The organism is Ferrovibrio sp. (assembly GCF_035304305.1).
Lineage (GTDB): Bacteria > Pseudomonadota > Alphaproteobacteria > Ferrovibrionales > Ferrovibrionaceae > Ferrovibrio.
On record NZ_DATGQG010000034.1, the window covers coordinates 1 to 15,211 of the forward strand.

Below are 15,211 nucleotides of genomic sequence, written 5' to 3' on the forward strand. Positions count from 1 at the left end.
ATCTGCAGCCAGTCTGCCGGCCAGCTCGCCTATGTCATCGAGTCCGTTGCGCCAGAAGGTCGGCAGGAATGGCGCCGGGCCACGATAGCTCAGCTGGCGCGTGAACTGCCGTCGCGCGCCCTCCTCCACTTCGTCATGCAAAGCCACGATCTGGGCGAGCGCCAGTTCGGCCTGCTTGGCATTGTCCTGGAGGGTCTGGACCTGGGCGGTGAGCCGGCGGCGGGACTCCGCCACAGCAGGCGATTCGCGCCCTTCCGCAGGTGGTGCTCCCAGGGCGTCCAGCTGGCTTTGCGCTGCACCCGCCGCCTGCCTGAACCGGTCGCGCTCGGTCGTCGCGGCAACACGCAGACGATCCAGTTCCTGGCGCAGCGTGGCAAACTCCTCGTCCCCGATACGCGGATCGCGCAACTGGCGGGCGATGGGATTGAACGCGGCAGCCCAGTCGGTGGCCGCCGTCACCGTGGTTCCACCCTGGGCCAGCACCGGGCCGGCCAGCAGCACCAGCACCGGTATCAGGAGCAGCATTAATCGTCGCATATTATGTGATCGCCTCGAATACTTTCCGGCCGCGGAGCATCAGGTCGCTGAAGCGGCATTTACAATCGTGCCGGAGCAATTCCCCTCCATTGCGACCCGATTGGGGCAAAAACAAGGTCGGCGAAGCCCGGAACCGGTTCTCATCCAAAAATTCCGGCGTCCGGTCCGGTGATACCATCCGGTACCGCCACCTCACGATCCAACCTTTCCTGCGGAATGCCGATTGCCTTGACACTTCAGGCGGTGACGTCTTTTCTGGCGTTGTCAGACGCCAACACACGCAGACGGATGCGGGGCGGATCAGGCGGACAGCAGCCATGAGCGAGCGGATCGATTGCGACATTGCGGTCATTGGTGCCGGTGCCGGCGGCCTTGCGGTCGCGGCCGGCGCCGCTCTGCTGGGCGCCAGGGCCGTCCTGGTGGAACGGGGCCGGATGGGCGGCACCCATCTCAGCTACGGCTGCCTTCCGTCCAAGGCCATTGTCAGCGCGGCACGGCACGCCGTCTCCTGGCGCCACGCAGCGAAGCTGGGCATCCAGTACGAGGAGCCTGAGGTCGATTTCACGGCCGTCATGCGGCATGTGAAGAATACGATCGCTGCCGTTGCCCCCAATGATTCCGTCGAGCGGTTCACGGCGATGGGCGTCCAGGTTCTGCAGGCCGAAGGCCGCTTCACCGGGCCGGATACGCTGACTGCCGGCAGCGTGACGATCCGGGCTCGCCGCTTCGTGATCGCCACCGGCTCACGTCCGCTCATCCCGGCGGTGCCGGGACTGGCGGAGGTCGCCTATGACACCAACGAAACCATCTTCAATCTGACTGAGCGACCGGTTCATCTGCTGGTCCTCGGCGGCGACTCCGGCGGCGTCGAACTTGCGCAGGCTTTCTGCCGGTTCGGTTCCAAGGTCACCGTTGTCGAACGCGGGCGCTGCCTGCCGGATGAAGATCCGGAGCTGTCCGGCCTGCTGCTGGACAGCCTGCGGCAGGACGGAGTCATCATTCGCGAACGGACGGAGTTGCTGAGGGCTGAAACCACGGTTTCGGGAATCGTGCTGACGCTGCGGCTGCCGGATGGCAGCGAAGACCGCATTGCCGGATCGCACCTGCTCGTCGCGGCAGGCCGGAAGCCGAATGTCGAGGATCTCGGCCTGAATGCCGCCGGGGTCGAAGTGGGACAACGGGGCATTGTCGTCGATGACCGCCTGCGGACAAGCAACGAGAAAATCTATGCCATCGGCGATGCCACAGGCATCAGCCGTTTTACCCATACGGCAGAGTATCACGCGGGCGTCGTGCTCAAGAACACGCTGTTCCGCCTGCCGACCAAGGCCGATCATGCTGCAGTACCGCGCGTGACTTTCGGCGACCCTGAACTTGCAAGCGTCGGCCTGACCGAAGAGGAAGCCCGGGCAAAGCATGGCAGAATCACGATCCTGCGCCAGCAGTTTGCGGCGAATGACCGAGCACAGGCGGAGGCGCGTTCCGAAGGCCTGGTCAAGGCCATCGTCGGCCGCAGCGGCCGCATTCTCGGAGCCGGCATTGTCGGCCCGGAAGCCGGCGATCTGCTCCAGCCATGGATTCTCGCGATGGAGAAAGGGCTGGGTATCGGCGCATTGCAGGCCATGGTTTCGCCCTATCCCACCCGGGGAGAGATCGCCAAACGGATCGCGGGCGATTTCTACAAACCGAAGCTGATCAGTCCGTTCACGAAGAAGCTGGTGCAGTTTCTTGCCCGTCTGGGCTGATGCGACAACACGGGAATGGACGCCCATCCTCCAGAGGAACGCCGCACACCGCCCAGGGCCGGGATCATGCGCAGCATGACCGGCCTCTCCAGCCGATTGCTGGTGCTGACGATCGGCTTCGTCATGCTGGCGGAAATACTGATCTATCTGCCGTCCATGGCACGTTTCCGGATCAGCTACTTCGAATCGCGGATCGAACTGGCCGACCAGGCGGCGCTGGCGCTGCTGGCCGCTCCCGACGGCATGGTGAGCGCCGAGCTGGAGGACGAACTGCTCAGGAATGTCGGCGCCAAGCTCGTGGCCATGCGCCGCAGGGAAGCCAGTGCCCTGGTCCTCAGCGATCGCCAGGAATTGCCGATGCTGGGGCCCGCCATCGACCTGTCCAACTGGATGTGGTGGGAAGCGATCCTCGACTCTCTCGAAACCCTTGTCGGGAAAGCGGACGATTTCGTGCGCGTGATCGGGCCCTCGCCGCGCGATGGCGCGACGCGTATCGAGGTGGTACTGCCGACGGCGCCGCTGACCGACGCGCTGCGTGCGTTCTCCTGGCGGATTTTCACCGTGTCGCTGGTCATCTCCATCATAACGGCCAGTCTCGTTTACCTGACGCTGCAATGGTGGCTGGTGCGCCCGATGCGGCGCCTGATCGAAAGCATCGTCGGGTTCCGCTCGGCGCCGGAGGATGCCCGGCAGATCATCCGCCCCTCCAATCGCGACGACGAGCTCGGCCTGGCCGAGCGCGAGTTGCAGGCGATGCAGCAGGAACTGCGCCATGCGCTCAACCAGCGCGGAAGGCTGGCGCAGCTCGGTATCGCAGTGAGCAAGATCAGCCACGATCTGCGCAACATGCTGGCATCGGCTCAACTGGTCTCCGACCGCCTGGAAGCGTCGGAAGATCCCACTGTCCGGCAGGTGGCGCCGCGCCTTGTCGACTCGATCGACCGGGCCATCGCCCTTTGCGCGCAGACCCTGCGGTACGGCAAGGCGGAGGAGCGGGCGCCCGAGCCGGAGCATTTCGTCCTGCGCGACTTTGCCGAGGATGTCGCTGCCGGGCTGGCCATTCCCGATGGCACCGGTGTCCGCTGGCACAACGCCGTGCCTGCCGACCTGAGGGTGTATGCGGATGGCGAGCATCTCTACCGCATCCTGAACAACCTGATGCGCAACGCTGCCCAGGCGATGCCGAAGGGCGGCGACCTCCGCATCGCTGCCGCGACCAGCAGTGGCGCCACCGTGATTGAGGTCGCCGATACCGGCGGCGGACTAAGTCCCGAAGCCCAGGCGCACCTCTTCGAGCCGTTCCGCGGCGGGCGCTCCGGCGGGACGGGCCTCGGCCTCGCCATCGCACGGGAGCTCGCCCGCGCCCATGGCGGCGATCTTGAACTGGCCCGGACCGGACCGCTCGGCACGACCTTCCGGATTCGCCTGCCCGATCCCTCCGGCCCGAAATGATGCTTTAACCATAACGCTTAACTGGAACTTCATCTCCGCACGGGCGATAATCGCCGCTGGCCAGAAAGGCCGAACAGGTCCAGTCATCTTCAGACCAGACCACGCAGGAGAATGTCATGCGTAAGCAGGTAACCCGCGCGATCGTGCCGCTGCTGGCCCTTGGGCTCCTTGCCGGCTGTGAAAGCGGGACGCGCCCCACCGGCGAACACACCTATCTGCCGCCCCCGGCCGCCCAGTATGTCGCCATCGGCCTTGCCGCCCATGTGGTCAAGACGAATATCGAGCGGCAGCTGGATGTTTCCTGCTCTCCTTACAATTTTCTCAGCGACGGACGTTACTGCGTCAGCAATTACAAGCCGACCGACCGGCAGGAGGTCTGGTGCTTCAAGACGCTGGGCGGCGTGGATTGCTATGGCGAACCGGATCCCTACTCGCTCCAGGGCCGCGCCCTTCCCGACAAGCCCCGCCCGCTGGCCGATCCGCGCATGCCGATGTCCCCGCCCGGGCGGCGCACCAATCCGCAGCAGGTTGCGGTCATGCCCGTGGATCAGACGCAGCAGTCTCCGGCGACCGACCCTGTGACCGTGGCGCCGGTCGGACAGCCCCTCGAAGGCGATCCGGTGAAGATCGCACCCGTCAATCCGGCAGGACCGCCGCCGGTTCTCGTGGTGCCTTCGGCCAGCGAACTGGACCGCCGCCTGGCGATGTGAGGCGGCAACTGCCCCTCAATCCTCCGTAAGTGCCGAAAGGCCCAGCAGGGCACGGCGACGCAGCCACAGGCTGGGCCGATAGCGGTCGTCGCCCGTGATGGTCTGCAACTGGGTCATGATCGTGTGGACGGTCTCGACGCCCATGGCATCGGCCAGGGCCAGCGGCCCGAAGGGATAGTTCAGGCCGAGCGTCATCGCCTTGTCGATGTCATGGGGTCTGGCAATCCGGATCTGCGCCATTTCGCAACCCAGGTTCGCCACCATGGCGGCAATGCGCTGGCCGATGAAGCCGGGACTGTCGCAGATGGCCGTCACCGCCCGGCCGGCTTTCTGCAGTCCTGCAATGACACCGTCGAACAGGTCCTGTCTGGCACCGGGCGGACGCATGATGGTTACCCGCTTGTCCAGCTTGCCGGCGATGTCGAAGCCGATCAGGCGGCGGTGATCCAGGCCGAGGCGTGCTGCGAAGCTGCTGCAATCCTCTCCCAGCGGCGCGCACAGAAGCGGGCTTTCGCCGTCGTCGAAGGCGCTGACCTCGAAGCCGAATCCGCGCAGCAGTTCGCCAAGCGCGTCGTCCTGCTCTGCCAGGGCAATCCGGCTGACGGCCGGCGCGTCAGTGGCGGCATCCGGCGACTCCACGATCGCCTTGCCACTGGCGTCGTACTCGAAAAAACCGCGCCGCGTCTTCCGGCCGAACTGGCCGCTTTCCTTCAGCAACTGGTGCAGCGGAGTGGTCGCCAGCCGGCGGTCGTAGAAATAGCCCTCGTGGATGATCTGGCTGACCGGAAAGTTCACGTCGATACCGGTCAGGTCCATCAGTTCGAAGGGCCCCATGCGGAAGCTCCAGGCGTCGCGCATGACCGCATCGACCTGGGCGGGGCTCGCCACGCCTTCGGAAACGATCCGCAGCGCTTCCTGCGTGTAGACGCGCCCGCCGAAGTTGACCAGGAAGCCGGGACTGTCCTGCACGACGACGGGAACCCTTCCCATGCGCTCGCCCACCCTGGTGAGGGCCGCGATGGTGGCCTCGCTGGTTCCCGGCGCGCGGATCACCTCCACCAGCTTCATCAGCGGGACCGGGTTGAAGAAATGCAGGCCGGCAATGCGGCCGCGCTCCTGGCAGGCGCTGGCGATGCTGGCGATGCGGAGGCTCGATGTGTTGGACGCCAGCAGGCAGTCGCTGCGGACGATGGCTTCCAGCTGCCGGAAGACCTCCTGCTTGACCGCGAGATTTTCGACGATGGCCTCGACCACCAGATCGGCGGGCGCCAGCGCCTCCAGGCTGTCGGCGAGTTTCAGCCGGCCCTTGGCCGCCTCGGCATCGGCAGCGGCCATCCGCCCCTTTCCGACCAGCTGGTCGAGCTGGGCATTGATGGCGTCCCGCGCCCGCCCCGCGGCTCCGGCCGCCGCGTCATACAGCAGCACCTGCATGCCGCCGGTCGCGGCCACCTGGGCGATGCCCCGACCCATTGCCCCGGCACCGACAATCCCCACGATTTCAATGTCTTGCCCCTGTGCGGTCACCGGTTTCCTCCCTTTTTTCCAGCCGGCATCCTGCCGGGAAGGATCTTGATCTGCAAGCAACCACACCCCACATGATCGGCGTCGGGGTGCCTGATAGGGCCCTGACGGCAGCTCGCTTGATAAGGAGGCCGCCTTGACACGTGTTTCTCTGTTCTCCAGTCCGCTTCTGCTCGGCTTCGACCATGTCGAACGCATGATCGAGCGGGCAGCGAAATCCGGTACCGAGGGTTATCCCCCCTACAACATTGAACAGACTCGTGATGACGGCCTTCGCATCACATTGGCCGTTGCCGGGTTTACTGCCGGTGACCTGAACATCACGGTTGAAGACAACCAACTGGTCATCCGCGGCAGGCAGACCGACGACAAGGAACGGGTTTACCTGCACCGGGGGATTGCGGCCCGCCAGTTCCAGCGCAGTTTCGTGCTGGCGGAAGGGATTGAGGTCACCGGAGCAAGCCTGGGCAACGGGCTGCTGCATATCGACCTGCGGCGCCCCAAACCGCAACCGCAGGTCCGGACCATAAGCATAAAGACGACTGGCACTGAACGCGACGACGCGCTCAATGTCAGCACCCCAGACAACCGCAGTTAGCGGATAAGGAGTACAAGACCATGGCTACCCCCAGAGACACGGATGGATACGTGAACGCTGCCAAGATGCAGCATGTGATGTCGCAGGAGCATTTCGCCAATCTCGGCGCGCCTGAACTGGCCTATATCCGACCGGTCGAAACGCCGCAGGGCAAGGGCTGGGCGATCTTTGCCGCGAACGGCACGCCGCTCGGTTCAGCCCCGGTGCGGGATCTGGCTTTCGCGGCAGCGATTCAGAATGATCTGATTCCGGTCGACGTGCATTAACCGGCAGAGCGGCAAGTCAGGCAGCGTTGCTGGCCGGCCCGTCCGTCAGCAGGGCGTATAGCGCGTCGGCGCTTTCCGCGCCGCGCAGCTTCTCGCAGACTGACTTGTCGCGCAGCAGGCGGGACACCCGGGCTAGCGCCTTGAGGTGGTCGGCACCGGCGGACTCCGGCGCCAGCAGCAGAAACATCAGATCGACCGGCATCTCGTCGATGGAATCGAAATCGACGGGCCGCTCGACTCGGGCGAACAATCCGTAGAGCTTGTCCAGTCCGGGCAGCCGGCCATGCGGGATCGCAATGCCGTTGCCGACACCAGTGGTTCCCAGGCGCTCGCGCTCGAGCAGGGTATCGAAGATTACCCGCTCATGCTGGCCGGTGATGCGCGCCGCGCGCGCCGACAGCTCCTGCAGCGCCTGCTTCTTGCTGTTGGCCTTGAGATTGGCGATGACGCCATCCGGGCTCAGTAGCTGAAAGATTTCCATGGAAATTGTGCCTCCGCGCTGAGGCCGAGTCCTGATGCGAATCAGGAATTGCTCTCGGCAGTCGGCGTACGCGTATGATGATTGCGGCGCTTGCGCTTGTCGCGGCGCAGCTGCTTGGCGAGCTTTTCGAGCGTCACGTCAAAGCTGCAGTAGATATCCTGGGCTTCCCCTTCGGCATGCATGTCTATATCCGCTCCGATATGAACCGAACATGTGCAGAGAAAGCCTGAGGCATCGCGGCGGAAGACGACCTGGGCACCGACGGCATTGTCCATGTATTTCGAAACCGTGGCCCCCAGCTTGTCCGTCACGTAGGTCCGCAATGACTCGCCGAGATCGATTTGCTGCCCAGAAATCTGGATATTCATGATGCGTCGAGATCCGATATGGCTCGGTGCGGCATGATAGTACAGTCCTTCAAACCCGTCATGCCGGTCGCGGACCATAGAGAAGGGCCCCTCCTCTGTCAATATAAGCCGGAGGGCATAAGCCACTGATTCTCAAGTCGTTTTTTTATTGTATACCGGACCGGCCGTAGAGGCCAGTGATAACCAGGTGTCGGTTTATAATCCTGCAGATAAACCCGGTCAGCCGACTTCCAGCAATCCAGCGCGTTTCAGGCGACGGCGCTCCACCGACGAAGGAATATTCATCGCCTCGCGATACTTGGCCACGGTGCGGCGCGCGATATCCACACCCTTGCCGGCCAGAATTTCGACGATCTTGTCATCCGAAAGAATATCGTCCGGTCGCTCGCTGTCGATCAGAGACTTGATGCGATGCCGGATCGATTCCGCCGAGAAGGCTTCGCCGCCATCCGTGGCAGCGATGCTGGCGGTGAAGAAATACTTCATCTCGAAAATGCCGCGCGGCGTTGCCATCGTCTTGTTCGAGGTGACGCGGCTCACGGTACTTTCATGCATTTCGATCGCCTCGGCGACCGCGCGCAGGTTCAGCGGCTTGAGATGCGTGACGCCATGCCGCAGGAATCCGTCCTGCTGCCGCACGATTTCGCTGGCTACCTTCAGGATCGTCTGTGCCCGCTGATCGAGGGATTTGACCAGCCAGTTGGCTGAGTTGAGGCATTCCGAAAGATAGGATCTGGTCTGCTTGTCGGTGCCGTTTTTCGGCGCAGAGCGGTTCACCTTGGCGTAATAGCGGCTATTGACCAGCACCCGCGGCAGCGTCTCGCTGTTCAGTTCGACAGCCCAGCCACCATCGGTCGCACGCCGGACGAATACATCCGGGATCAGCGTCTGGACCGGCTCTCCTCCGAACAGCAGGCCGGGCTTGGGGTTGAGCGCGCGGATCTCCTTCACCATGTCCGCGATATCTTCCTGATCGACGCCGCAGAGCTTCATCAGGCCGGCAATGTCGCGTTTGGCCAGAAGTTCGAGATTGTCGAGAAACGCCTGCATCGCCGGGTCGAGCCGGTTGCGATCCCTCAGCTGCAGCGCCAGACATTCCTTCAGGCTGCGGGCGAACAGGCCGACCGGTTCGATGGTCTGCAGGTCGAGCAGGACGGCTTCGACCTCGTCTTCCTCCACCCCCAGTCTGGCTGCGATGTCTGCAAGTGGCTCGGTTATGTATCCGGCGTCGTCCAGCGCGTCGATCAGGGCGGCGCCGATCAGGCGATCCCCTGCATTGGCCGGCATCAGCTGCCACTGGTCCTGCACATATTCCCGCAGGGTCTTTGCTTCCGAAAGCGACTGCTCGAAAGAAGACTCGCCATCCTCGAACCGGGGATCCCCGCCACGCCCGCTAATATACGTGCCGTCCTGCCCTGCGTCATAGGCCACGGCATCGTAACCGCTGTCGTTCGTGAACGTGTTGTCGCCCTCGGCATCCAGGGCGGCGCGGGCCGTATCGGCTGTGCTGTCAGAAGCAAGATCGAGGCGTGACGGAGCGCCGTCTGCGTCCGCCTCCCCGGTCTCAAACGGCTCGATGCCGTCATCGGCATCGCCGCCCTCGGCGTCGACCCGTTCCAGAAGCGGATTACGTTCGAGCTCCTGCTCGACATAGGCAAGCAGTTCGAGGTTGGACAATTGCAGCAGCTTGATGGCCTGCTGCAATTGCGGCGTCATCACCAGCGCCTGGCCCTGCCTTAACTCGAGACGGGGACCGACCGCCATGATCAGGCTCCGATTACCAGCTGAAGCGGTCGCCGAGGTAGACCCGGCGGACATTCTCGTCGGCGACGATCTCCTGCGGGCTGCCCTCCATCAGCACCTTGCCGTCATGCAGGATGTAGGCCCGATCGATGATGTCGAGCGTTTCGCGGACATTGTGGTCCGTAATCAGCACGCCAATGCCGCGATCCTTGAGGTGGGAAACCAGCTCGCGGATTTCGCCGACCGCGATGGGATCGATGCCGGCCAGCGGCTCATCGAGAAGCATGAAGGATGGTTGTGTCGCCAGCGCGCGGGCGATCTCGCAGCGGCGCCGCTCGCCGCCCGAGAGGGCGAGCGCGGGCGTGCGACGCAGATGCGAGATGGAGAATTCCGCCAGAAGATCGTCCAGCATCACCTCGCGGCGATCGGCTTCCGGTTCGACGAGTTCCAGCACGGCCCGGATATTCTGCTCGACCGTGAGGCCACGAAAGATGGAAGCCTCCTGCGGCAGATAGCCCATGCCCAGACGGGCCCTGCGGTACATCGGCACGCCGGTGATATCGTGACCGTCCAGGGTGATCGATCCGTGATCGGGACGGATCAGCCCGGTCATGATGTAGAAGGTTGTCGTCTTGCCGGCGCCATTCGGACCCAGCAGGCCAACTGCTTCACCACGCTGCACATAAAGCGAGACATCGCGCAGCACGGGCCGCTTCTTGAAGCTCTTGCCGAGCCGATGGGCGGCCAGACCGGGAAAGGGATTCTCGGCAACCAGACGAATGCCGTCGGTTCTGGACTCTGCTTGATCCCCGGTCATCATCACCTGCGGTTCTCCGGACCGGACGGAGCGGGGTTGGTATTGCCGGGGACGAAAACTCCCCGAACGCGGCCACCGGCAACGGGATCGCAGGTGCTGCGACCGGTATCCTGATGCATCACCGCCCGCTCGCAGCGAACGGTGCTCTGGTCGCTGGTCAATACAACATCGCCGGTCAGCGTTATCGTTTTCTTGTCCACATCATAGACGCCGAACTGCCCCTGGGCGCGCTCTTTGGGAGTCGACACGAAGACATTGCCCTTCGCCTCGATCCGGGTAATCGAACTGGCATCCGGGCCGGCCGAGGTGGTCGGCGCGGACCGGGCTGGCGCCGGGGACTGCGCCGCGCCGCTGGCGGTCTGGTCCGCCTGCCGGTCGCGGTAATAGACATAGAGTTCATCGGACCGCAGGCGCGTGTCGCCCTGAACGACATCCACCTTGCCGCGGAAAATCGCAAGCTGCTTGTCCTGCTGCACCTCAAGCGTATCGGAGGCGATCTCGATCGGCTGATCGCTGTTCTGCCGGCTGCCGAGACCGATCTGGGCCGCGGCGCCCGGCGGCAGCATGGCAACTGTCAGCACCGCCAGCAGGCAGAGGCATACGGGATATCGCATCTTGATCAGCCCCGCCCCTTGCGCGGATGGATCGTTGTGTTGACGCCATTGATGAACACGATGACCCGCCCCTTCTCGTAGACCCGCAGCCCGTTGGCCCGGATCAGCCCCAGCTCGGATTTGCCCCAGACCTTGTCATCACTGGACAGCTGACTGGTGTTGAGGTCGACCTCGGCAGTGATGCCATGCATTTCATAGCCGTTGTCGCCGAAGACGGAAATGTCGCCGAACAGATGCAGCAGCCTCAGGCCGCCGTGATACAGGCCGGTGTTGGACGTCAGCGACCACCAGCTTCCGTCGTTCGCCGTCAGGTCGGCCTTCACATTGTCCAGCGTGACCTGCTGATCGTCTTCCGGATCCTGGACGGCCCGGTCGGCAGTCACGATGTAGGGCTGGTTCTTCGAATCCGTCCCGCGATAGCGCGGATTGTTCATTACCAGGGCCGCATTCGCCGTTTCGACATCGCTGAAGCTGAGCGGCAGCATTGCGTGGCGCTTGGCCAGCTGCGGCCAGGCAATCACTGCCGCCACCATGCCCAGCGCGAAAAGCGGGAGGACAAACTTCATGAAATGGGCAAAACGCCGCCGACGCTGGAGCGTGGCGGCAACAGTGCCGGACTCGCGCGGCGCGAAATCCGCGGCAGGTCTCCCGCGCATTACACCTGCGGCCTGTTCGGGCTGATCCACCATCACATGATCCCGGCCCGGACGCAGTCATGCATGTGAAGGATGCCGATCGGGCGCGAACCCTCCACCACGAAAAACGAGGTGATGCGCCGGCTGTTCATTTCGCGCAGCGCCTCGACGGCGAGGCTGTTCGGGCCGATGGTCATAGGCGACCTGGTCATAACCGCATCGACCTTCTGCGACAGCAGATCGCCCTCGATGTGACGACGGAGGTCGCCGTCGGTAATGATGCCGATCAGCTTGTCCTTCATGCGGCCGGTGCCCACGACGCCGATGCACCCGAAGCTCCGGCCCGCCATGGTCAGCAGGGCCTCGCGCATTCCGGTACCGCTTTCCACCAGCGGCATCTCCGGACCGGTATGCATGAGGTCCCGGACCTTGATCAGCTGCTTGCCGAGCCGTCCGCCGGGATGGAAGACGCGATAGTGATCCCGGGTGAACCCCCTGCGCTCCATCAGCGCGACAGCCAGCGCATCGCCCAGCGCAAGCATCATCGTGGTCGAGGTGGTCGGCGCCAACCCCATCGGACAGGCCTCTTCCACCGGCGGCAGGATCAGGGCCACGTCGCTCGCCTGCCCAAGGGCCGAGCGCGGCTTCGAGGTAACGCCGATGAGGGGAATCCCGAAACGCTTAGCGTGCGCGATCAGATCGGCAAGCTCCGGCACGTCACCGGAATTCGACAGCGCCATGACGGCGTCGCCCTTGACCACCATGCCCAGATCGCCATGGCTGGCCTCGGCAGGATGCACGAAGAAGGCCGGCGTACCGGTTGATGCCATCGTCGCGGCAATCTTGCGCGCCACATGGCCGCTCTTTCCCATGCCCGAAACGATGACACGCGAGCGGCCATGCTCGGCGCCAACGGCATGCAGGATGTCGACGGCCTTGACCAGGGCCGTGTCCAGATTGGCGGCCAGGGCTGCAAGGCCATTGGCCTCCATCAGCAATACGCGGCGCGCCGCTGCAATATCGGGATGCGCTGCCGGTTTGCCCCGCGTTACGGGAACGACGCTGGAGCTATCCTTCGCACGGTTGCGTCCGGCACGCTTGATCCGCGTGGCGGCTGGTGCGGATGTCATAGGCTATCCATCAGGCTCGGACGATAAACAAGAATCGTGCCAAATATGGAGAATCGGACCGGAAAATGCAAACTGCTTGAGCGTCCCAAGCGGCCGGATTACCAAATGATTCCGGGCACTTCGGAATCAATGTGCAAAAATATCCTCTTCCGGCCAGCCGGCCAGGTCCAGCGCAGCCCGCGCCGGCAGGAAGTCGAAGCAGGCCTGAGCGAGGGCGGTCCGGCCCTCCCGCGCCAGCATCGCGTCCAGTACGGTTTTCAGCTGATGCAGGTAGAGCACATCCGAGGCGGCATACCGCTGCTGGGCCTCGGTAAGCGACGGCGCCCCCCAGTCGGAGGACTGCTCCTGCTTGGAGATCTCGACCCCGATGAGCTCCCGGCAGAGGTCCTTCAGCCCGTGCCGGTCGGTGAAAGTGCGGACCAGCCGCGAGGCCGTCCGGGTGCAGTAAACCGGTGCCGTGTCGGCGCCGACATACTGCTTCAGCGCCGCCAAGTCGAAGCGGGCAAAGTGAAACAGCTTGAGGATGCTGCGATCCTCGAGGATGCGCTTGAGATTGGGGGCGACGTAGCCGGCGCCGGCCTGAAACTGGACCAGGTGCGCATTGCCGTCCCCGCCGGAAAGCTGGACCACGCAGAGACGGTCGCGCATGGTGCGCAACCCCATCGTTTCAGTATCCACGGCAACCACGGGGCCCAGGTCGAGGCCGTCCGGCAGGTCACCCTGATATACGGAAATTGCCATGCGCAGCGCTCTTCATTGGGGGCCCGCACGTCCGGTGCGGGAGCCGCGATACGGCGCGGAAACTCGGGAATTGGTGCCCAGGATAAGACTCGAACTTACACGACCTTGCGGTCACTAGCACCTGAAGCTAGCGCGTCTACCAATTCCGCCACCTGGGCAAACGGTGCGGGCCGACCTGAGGCCGGCCCGCGCCGAGGCGTGTCTTTACGGCCCCGGCCGGTAGAAGTCAAGCATTGCAAGGTCACAGATGGCGGGGATTGCTTCCCCGGCTGCAAGGCGGAAAACTGGGCCGGCCGGGTAGCGGAAGGGACATATGGATACCGTTGAATCTCTTGTGATCGGCGCCGGCGTGGTCGGCCTTGCCGTGGCCAGGTCGCTGGCCCTCAGGGGCCGGGAGGTGGTCGTCGTCGAGGCAACCGATCTGATCGGCAGCGGCACTTCCTCCCGCAATTCCGAAGTCATCCACGCCGGGATCTATTATCCGGCCGGCAGCATGAAGGCCCGACTCTGCGTCACCGGCAGACAGGCGCTGTATGCCTATTGCGAGAGCCGGGGGGTAGCGCACAAGCGCTGCGGCAAGCTGATCGTGGCCACCGACGACAGCCAGATCCCGGAGCTCGAGGCTCTGAAGCAGAAGGCGGCGGCAAACGGCGTCGACGATCTGCGCTGGCTGTCGCGGGAGGAGGCGCTGGCCCTGGAACCGCAGCTGCACTGCGTCGGTGCCCTGCTCTCGCCCTCCACCGGCATCATCGATAGCCACGGGCTCATGCTGGCCTATCAGGGCGAGGCCGAGGACCATGGCGCCATGCTGGCTTTCGGTGCGCCGGTATCCGGCGGCAGCGTGGAGAATGACGGCATCGTGGTGGAGATCGGCGGGGCGGAACCGACGCGGCTGAAAGCGCGTTACGTTATCAATGCTGCCGGTCTCGCCGCACAGGAAATCGCCGGGAAAATCGCGGGCGTCCGCCCCGAGAGTCTGCCCGGCTGCTACTACGCCAAGGGAAACTATTTCGTGCTCAGCGGTATGAAGCCGCCTTTCTCGCGCCTCATCTATCCCGTGCCGGAACCGGGTGGTCTGGGCACGCATGTCACCATCGACATGGGCGGGCAGATGCGTTTCGGCCCCGATGTCGAATGGATCGACCGCATCGACTATTCCGTGGATCCGCAACGAGGTGAGAAGTTCTATGCCGCAGTCCGGCGCTACTGGCCCGGCCTTCCGGATGGCGCGATCCAGCCGGGCTACGCCGGTGTGCGGCCGAAGCTCTCGGCAGCGGGCAGCAAGGCCGACGATTTTCTGGTCCAGGGGCCAGAAGCCCATGGCGCTCCCGGACTGATCAATCTGTTCGGCATCGAAAGCCCCGGCCTTACCGCCTCGCTGGCGATCGGCGAATACGTCGCCGACATGGTGGATGCCGCATGAGCGAGCCGATCTGCGTCCTGGACGGCCAGTTCGACCTGGGTGAATCCCCGGTCTGGTGCGCCCGCGAGAAGAAGCTATGGTTCGTCGATATCAATACGCCGGCGCTGCACCGCTACGATCCGATCTCCCGCGCCATCGATACCTGGTCCATGCCGGAGTCGATCGGCTGCATCGCGCTGACGGAAACCGGCATGATCGCGGCCTTGCGCAGCGGGATTTACCGGCTGGATCTCCGGGCCGGCCAGCGCGAGAAGCTGGCCGGTGCCCCTTACGGCAATCCGCAGGAGCAGCGCTTCAATGACGGTCGCTGTGACCGCCAGGGCCGCTTTTATGTCGGTACCATCTTCGAGCCGCGCGGAGAGGCTGGCGGTGCGTTTTATCGTCTCGATGGCAGGGAACTGATCCGGCAGGAGATTGTCGGCCCCGTCAC

17 protein-coding genes and 1 tRNA gene are annotated in these 15,211 nt (G+C 64.2%); 7 read left to right on the forward strand and 11 right to left on the reverse strand.

Annotated elements, in window-relative coordinates; translation table 11 throughout:
• A partial coding sequence (locus VKZ87_RS03860) for a DUF3772 domain-containing protein (RefSeq protein WP_324219932.1) occupies nucleotides 1–525 on the reverse strand: 525 nt, incomplete at its 3' end.
• A gap of 17 nt (nucleotides 526–542) precedes the next feature.
• On the opposite strand from VKZ87_RS03860, the gene VKZ87_RS03865 reads away from it, so the two are divergent.
• From VKZ87_RS03865 to VKZ87_RS03875, 3 genes are all read left to right on the forward strand, one after another.
• Nucleotides 543–2,282, forward strand: coding sequence for a dihydrolipoyl dehydrogenase family protein (locus tag VKZ87_RS03865; RefSeq protein ID WP_324219933.1), 1,740 nt, complete (start codon nucleotides 543–545; stop codon nucleotides 2,280–2,282).
• Nucleotides 2,283–2,348: 66 nt separating this feature from the next.
• Nucleotides 2,349–3,734 (forward strand): HAMP domain-containing sensor histidine kinase, encoded by a 1,386-nt coding sequence (locus tag VKZ87_RS03870; protein WP_324219934.1) that lies wholly within the window; start codon nucleotides 2,349–2,351, stop codon nucleotides 3,732–3,734.
• Nucleotides 3,735–3,850: 116 nt separating this feature from the next.
• Nucleotides 3,851–4,444 carry a hypothetical protein gene (locus tag VKZ87_RS03875; RefSeq protein WP_324219935.1) on the forward strand — a complete coding sequence of 198 codons (594 nt, stop codon included), beginning with the start codon at nucleotides 3,851–3,853 and terminating at the stop codon, nucleotides 4,442–4,444.
• Between the two features lie 15 nt (nucleotides 4,445–4,459).
• On the opposite strand, the gene VKZ87_RS03880 is transcribed toward VKZ87_RS03875, so the two are convergent.
• Nucleotides 4,460–5,968 (reverse strand): 3-hydroxyacyl-CoA dehydrogenase, encoded by a 1,509-nt coding sequence (locus VKZ87_RS03880; RefSeq protein ID WP_324219936.1) that lies wholly within the window; start codon nucleotides 5,966–5,968, stop codon nucleotides 4,460–4,462.
• Between the two features lie 133 nt (nucleotides 5,969–6,101).
• Here VKZ87_RS03880 and VKZ87_RS03885 point away from each other — a divergent pair, with 133 nt between their 5' ends.
• Both VKZ87_RS03885 and VKZ87_RS03890 read left to right on the forward strand, forming a co-directional pair.
• Nucleotides 6,102–6,563, forward strand: coding sequence for an Hsp20 family protein (locus VKZ87_RS03885; RefSeq protein ID WP_414655620.1), 462 nt, complete (start codon nucleotides 6,102–6,104; stop codon nucleotides 6,561–6,563).
• A 20-nt stretch (nucleotides 6,564–6,583) separates the two neighbouring features.
• Nucleotides 6,584–6,829 (forward strand): DUF1150 family protein, encoded by a 246-nt coding sequence (locus VKZ87_RS03890; protein ID WP_324219937.1) that lies wholly within the window; start codon nucleotides 6,584–6,586, stop codon nucleotides 6,827–6,829.
• A gap of 16 nt (nucleotides 6,830–6,845) precedes the next feature.
• Here VKZ87_RS03890 and ptsN read toward each other — a convergent pair whose 3' ends face one another.
• The 9 genes from ptsN to VKZ87_RS03935 all read right to left on the reverse strand — a co-directional run bounded on the left by ptsN (nucleotide 6,846) and on the right by VKZ87_RS03935 (nucleotide 13,516).
• On the reverse strand, nucleotides 6,846–7,310 hold the full coding sequence (gene ptsN, locus VKZ87_RS03895) for a PTS IIA-like nitrogen regulatory protein PtsN (RefSeq protein ID WP_324219938.1): 465 nt from the start codon (nucleotides 7,308–7,310) through the stop codon (nucleotides 6,846–6,848).
• 41 nt (nucleotides 7,311–7,351) lie between these two features.
• Nucleotides 7,352–7,756: a ribosome hibernation-promoting factor, HPF/YfiA family gene (gene hpf, locus VKZ87_RS03900; protein ID WP_324219939.1), complete on the reverse strand. Its 405-nt coding sequence runs from the start codon at nucleotides 7,754–7,756 to the stop codon at nucleotides 7,352–7,354.
• 141 nt (nucleotides 7,757–7,897) lie between these two features.
• The gene (gene rpoN / locus VKZ87_RS03905; RefSeq protein ID WP_324219940.1) at nucleotides 7,898–9,442 is read right to left on the reverse strand and encodes an RNA polymerase factor sigma-54; all 1,545 of its coding nucleotides are present in this window, start codon (nucleotides 9,440–9,442) and stop codon (nucleotides 7,898–7,900) included.
• A gap of 13 nt (nucleotides 9,443–9,455) precedes the next feature.
• Nucleotides 9,456–10,238 (reverse strand): LPS export ABC transporter ATP-binding protein, encoded by a 783-nt coding sequence (lptB, locus tag VKZ87_RS03910; protein WP_324219941.1) that lies wholly within the window; start codon nucleotides 10,236–10,238, stop codon nucleotides 9,456–9,458.
• A 2-nt stretch (nucleotides 10,239–10,240) separates the two neighbouring features.
• On the reverse strand, nucleotides 10,241–10,852 hold the full coding sequence (locus tag VKZ87_RS03915; RefSeq protein WP_324219942.1) for an LptA/OstA family protein: 612 nt from the start codon (nucleotides 10,850–10,852) through the stop codon (nucleotides 10,241–10,243).
• A 5-nt stretch (nucleotides 10,853–10,857) separates the two neighbouring features.
• On the reverse strand, nucleotides 10,858–11,418 hold the full coding sequence (gene lptC / locus VKZ87_RS03920; RefSeq protein WP_324219943.1) for an LPS export ABC transporter periplasmic protein LptC: 561 nt from the start codon (nucleotides 11,416–11,418) through the stop codon (nucleotides 10,858–10,860).
• A 122-nt stretch (nucleotides 11,419–11,540) separates the two neighbouring features.
• The gene (locus VKZ87_RS03925) at nucleotides 11,541–12,617 is read right to left on the reverse strand and encodes a KpsF/GutQ family sugar-phosphate isomerase (RefSeq protein ID WP_324219944.1); all 1,077 of its coding nucleotides are present in this window, start codon (nucleotides 12,615–12,617) and stop codon (nucleotides 11,541–11,543) included.
• Between the two features lie 126 nt (nucleotides 12,618–12,743).
• The gene (locus VKZ87_RS03930) at nucleotides 12,744–13,358 is read right to left on the reverse strand and encodes a ribonuclease D (protein WP_324219945.1); all 615 of its coding nucleotides are present in this window, start codon (nucleotides 13,356–13,358) and stop codon (nucleotides 12,744–12,746) included.
• 71 nt (nucleotides 13,359–13,429) lie between these two features.
• Nucleotides 13,430–13,516: transfer RNA gene (locus VKZ87_RS03935), tRNA-Leu, on the reverse strand.
• Nucleotides 13,517–13,671: 155 nt separating this feature from the next.
• On the opposite strand from VKZ87_RS03935, the gene VKZ87_RS03940 reads away from it, so the two are divergent.
• Together VKZ87_RS03940 and VKZ87_RS03945 are read left to right on the forward strand one after the other, a co-directional pair.
• Nucleotides 13,672–14,781, forward strand: coding sequence for an NAD(P)/FAD-dependent oxidoreductase (locus VKZ87_RS03940; RefSeq protein WP_324219946.1), 1,110 nt, complete (start codon nucleotides 13,672–13,674; stop codon nucleotides 14,779–14,781).
• The coding region (locus tag VKZ87_RS03945) for an SMP-30/gluconolactonase/LRE family protein (protein WP_324219947.1) at nucleotides 14,778–15,211 on the forward strand (434 nt) is incomplete at its 3' end. The genes VKZ87_RS03940 and VKZ87_RS03945, both read left to right, overlap by 4 nt.